Origin of the sequence: Pseudomonas sp. RL_105y_Pfl2_101 (assembly GCF_963970585.1) — a bacterium.
Classification (GTDB): Bacteria; Pseudomonadota; Gammaproteobacteria; order Pseudomonadales; family Pseudomonadaceae; genus Aquipseudomonas.
In genome coordinates this window covers 1-3462 of record NZ_CAXAPG010000085.1, presented here as the reverse complement: position 1 = coordinate 3462, position 3462 = coordinate 1, and the positions used below count along the sequence as shown (strand labels likewise).

General features: G+C 61.8%; 2 protein-coding genes. Both read right to left on the bottom strand.

Annotated elements, in window-relative coordinates; genetic code table 11:
* The coding region (locus AACY31_RS28325; RefSeq protein ID WP_339493205.1) for a condensation domain-containing protein at positions 1–1688 on the bottom strand (1688 nt) is incomplete at its 3' end.
* A gap of 329 nt (positions 1689–2017) precedes the next feature.
* The coding region (locus AACY31_RS28320) for a non-ribosomal peptide synthetase (RefSeq protein ID WP_339505587.1) at positions 2018–3462 on the bottom strand (1445 nt) is incomplete at its 5' end.

The following is a 3462-nucleotide window of genomic DNA, read 5'->3' as shown; positions in this document are numbered from 1 at the left end:
GTACGCTGGACCTGTTCCTCGAACAACCCATGGATCGTCTGTTGTCGCGGATAGTCCGCCTCGGTGGCGTTGAACGTCACCAACAACTTCTCGCTTTCCGACGTCGGCAGGATCGACACCTGCTGCAGGGGTAGCTCCGGCTGCTGTTCAAGCATGCCGACCAGGCTTTCCAGAGCCTGGCGCATAGAGCCGGCAATGCGCTGGGCACCAATCCCGGCCAGGGCCAGCACGCTGAGACTGAAGCCTTCGCCCAGATCATCCACCGACAAAGTCAGCGGATAATTGGTGCCCTCCGCACCGCCCAGCGAATGCAGTCCTTCCCACGCCTCCAGCGTCTGTGCCGTGGGCGCTTGCGCCGTGCCGCTGTGGCGATAGTTGAGCAACGAACCGAACAACGGCGCGGGCGCGGGCACGCCGCTGCAACGCTGGGCCAAGGCCAACGAAGCGTGCTCATGGCCGAGCAACGCGGTCAGGCCCGCATGGGTGGCTTTTACCCCTTCGCGCACACCCTGCCCGGCCAACTTCACCCGCAACGGCAGTGTATTGATGAACATGCCCAGTGCCCGGTCGGCACCGTCGCCGCCCTGCATCCGGCCCATCAACACCGTGCCGAACACCACGTCCTGCCGGCCGGAAACAGCCCCGACCACCCGCGCCCAGGCCAAGTGATACAAAGCTGCCGCGCTGACACCCAACTGACGGGCCTGAGCCCGTAAGCGACGGCTCAATTCTCCATCGATCGGCAGGTGGACTTCCTCGACCACCGATTCGCCTTCGGGCACTGCGGAAAAACCCAGCGGCAACGTTGGCTCATCGACATCGCCGAGCATCTCGCGGAAAAACGCCTCATGGGAATCGCCGCCCACGCCCAGGCGAACCTGCGCCACATAGTTGCGATACGGCACGGGGTCGGGTAACTGGTCGGCCTGCCCGAGCAGGAATGCCTGCATCTCATGCTGCACCAGTTCCAGCGCCGCATGGTCCATCGCCATGTGATGGAACAACAGGATCGCCACCCAGCGCTGATGGGTTTGATCCTGCGCACAGACCAGGCGCATCAGCGGCGCCTGGCCGACATCCAAGCGGTGATGCCGGGTGTCGAAGCGTTGTTGCAGTTGCCACAGGATGTCACCATCGGCAGGGTCCAGCGCGATCTCTTCCAGCGTCAACCGGGCCTGGTGCCAGACCACTTGCACCGGTTCGTCCAAGCCTTCCCACACCATCGAGGTGCGCAATATGTCGTGGCGATCGATCACGCCTTGCAGCGCCTGGGTAAAATCATCCAGGCGTGCCCGTCGATCCGCGCCGAACAAGGACTGCAACACATAGGGGTCACCCTGCCCTGCGGCGAGGTAATGGTAGAGAATGCCCTCCTGCAAAGGCGCCAGGGGGTAGATATCCTGCACGTTGCCCGCACCGCCAGGAACGCTGTCGACAATCCGGTCGATCGTCTCCTGGCCGAGGTGGGCCAGGGGCAACATGTCTGGCGTGATACGAAATGCTGGGCTCAGCCAGTCGCCACCGTTTCTCTCCACCAGTTCGAGCAGTTCGCGCTTATGGGCAATCAGGCTGTCCCACAGCGCATTGTCCAGTCCTTCGTCGTCGCCCAGAATCACAAGGTTGTCGTCGTCCTGTTGGAGACGAATCGGGTGCTGGGACAGAGCTGTCATCAATTCGCTGAATTGCATTGAAGAACCTGCTTTTCTAGTTCGGAGTGGTTGACGATAAAAACGTGTTTTTCAGGTACGGCACGGCGCCTGGACGGCGGTTGGGCCGACCTCGGCGCACGGGCCAAAGCGCTGGATAATCGTCACGTTCAACCGAAGGCGGCGGTTCGCGAACCGCCGCCTTACAGGCCAAAAAAAATTAGAGCATTCGGTAGGTGATGTCTGTCATGGGAAGCAGGGACAAGCCCCGACGTCGGCCAGACAGGACATACAGATGCGCGGGATCCAGGGCGAGCGCCCTGCCCGGAAGCCCGGGACAGGGCATTGATCCCTCAGGTGAAGCAGCCGACTCAGATACTGCGTTTGCGCGTGAGCGCGGGAATAGTCGTCATCGGCACATCGATAGGCCGTACCTCGCCCACGGCGGCAGCCACCAGGGCGAGGGTGGGCTGGCCGAACAGCACACGGATATCGGCCTCCATGCCGTCCTTGCGCATGCGTTCGATCAGTGTCACGGCGAGCAACGAGTGACCACCCAGCTCGAAGAAGTGGTCATGCCGCCCCACTCGTTCGACCTTGAGCAACTGCGCCCACAACGCTGCCAGCTTGATCTCCATGTCGCCCACCGGGGCTTCATACAGACGCGTAGTGTATGCATGGCTGTCGGGGGCCGGTAGCGCCTTGCGGTCGAGCTTGCCGTTCGGCGTCAGCGGCAAGGCATCCAGGCGCACGTAGGCAGCGGGCACCATATAGGCCGGCAGCTGCGTTTGCAGCTGCGTGCGCAGGGTTTCGATGTCGACGGCTTCGTCCGGCGAGTGTTGGGTGAAATAGGCCACCAGGCGCCTGTCGCCTGGTATGTCTTCGCGGGCCAGGACTACGGTTTCTTTCAGCGCTTCGTGGCGGGCGAGCTTGGCTTCGATCTCGCCCAGCTCGATGCGGAAACCACGGATTTTCACCTGGTCGTCGTTGCGGCCCAGGTATTCGATGTTGCCGTCCGGCAGGTAGCGGCCCAGGTCGCCAGTGCGATACATGCGGGCATTTGGATCACTGCTGAACGGATCTTTCAGGAAACGCTCGGCCGTCAGGTCCTCGCGGTTCAAATAACCCCGCGCCACCCCAGCACCACCGATGTAGATTTCGCCCGGAACGCCCAGTGGCACCGGTTGCTTGTGCTCGTCCAGCAGATAGAACTGGGTGTTCGCCACCGGTTTACCAATGTGCGCGGCAAACCCATCCTCGCGGGCCATCGACACCCAACTCGAATACGTCGTGGTTTCCGAAGGGCCATAGAGGTTGCACAGGCGCTTGACCTGGGTCTGTTCGAACAATGCTTCCACCAAACTGCGCTTCAAGGCTTCACCGGCGACGTTCACCGTGTCGACGCCCTCGCCCAACCCGCCCGATTCCAACAACGCCTTGAGGGCCGACGGTACGGTGTTGATCAAGGTAATGTCGTGCTCGCCCTGTTGCAGTTCCAGCACATTAGTGACCACGTCGATGCTGCCGCCGGAGGTCAGCGGCGCGAAGCACTCGTAGACGGCCAAGTCGAAGTTCAGCGAAGTCGAGAACAGGGTTTTCGACAATGTGACGTCATCGAAGGAGCGATGGGCCCAGGTCAGGAAGTTCACCGTGTTGCGGTGCTCGATCATCACGCCTTTAGGCAGACCCGTCGAACCCGAGGTGTAAATCACGTAGGCCAAATGCGAGGACCTCAGCCCAGCCACCTCGGGATTCTGAACGGATTCGTCCTGCCACAAGCCGCTATCCAGGTTGATCACTGGCATCGAAGCATCGG